We start from the raw sequence: 604 nt of genomic DNA, 5'->3' as shown, positions 1-604 counted from the left end.
CCCGGCGCATAGTGGAACAGCACGATGGGCGGGCCTTGGCCACCATGGCCGCGATCATCGGAGGCGATTGCCCAGAAGAAGCCCTTCTTGACCTTGCCGCGTCCGGGATCGAGCACCGGCGCCGTGGTCTCGTCCATGAACAGGCGCTCGGCCGCAGCCAGATGCCCGCGCATCTGATCGGCTATGGGCTTGAGATGGAAGCAGGCCCGGCCTGCCCAGTTGCCCAGTGTCGCCCGATCCAGCTGGATGCCCTGGCGGGCGTAGATCTCGGCCTGCCGGTAGAACGGCAAATGATCACCGAACTTGGCGACGATGACCTGGGCGATCAGCGCCTCGGTCGGCAGGCCACCAGGCACGATATGCTCGGGCGCATGCGCCTGCACGACGGCGCCCGAGCAGCGCCGGCAAGCGTATTTCGGGCGGCGCGTGACCAGCACGCGCAGTTGCGCCGGGATTGCGTCGAGCCGCTCGCTGACATCCTCGCCGATCCTGGCCATCTCGCCGCAGCCGCACGGACACAGCGTGCTCCTGGGCTCGATGATCCGCTCCACCCGCGGCAGATGGGCAGGCAAGTGGCCACGATTGCGCTGGCGCGAACCGGACG

1 protein-coding gene is annotated in these 604 nt (G+C 68.2%); it reads right to left on the bottom strand.

Annotated features, from left to right (window positions below):
- Positions 1 to 604 (bottom strand): IS66 family transposase (gene tnpC, locus NKI85_RS37840; RefSeq protein WP_352781011.1); only part of this gene is annotated, 604 nt, incomplete at both ends.

The organism is Mesorhizobium sp. M0571, from assembly GCF_040320985.1.
Classification (GTDB): domain Bacteria; phylum Pseudomonadota; class Alphaproteobacteria; order Rhizobiales; family Rhizobiaceae; genus Mesorhizobium.
The sequence above is the reverse complement of the archived record's forward strand: the minus strand, read 5'-3'. Positions and strand labels throughout refer to the sequence as shown.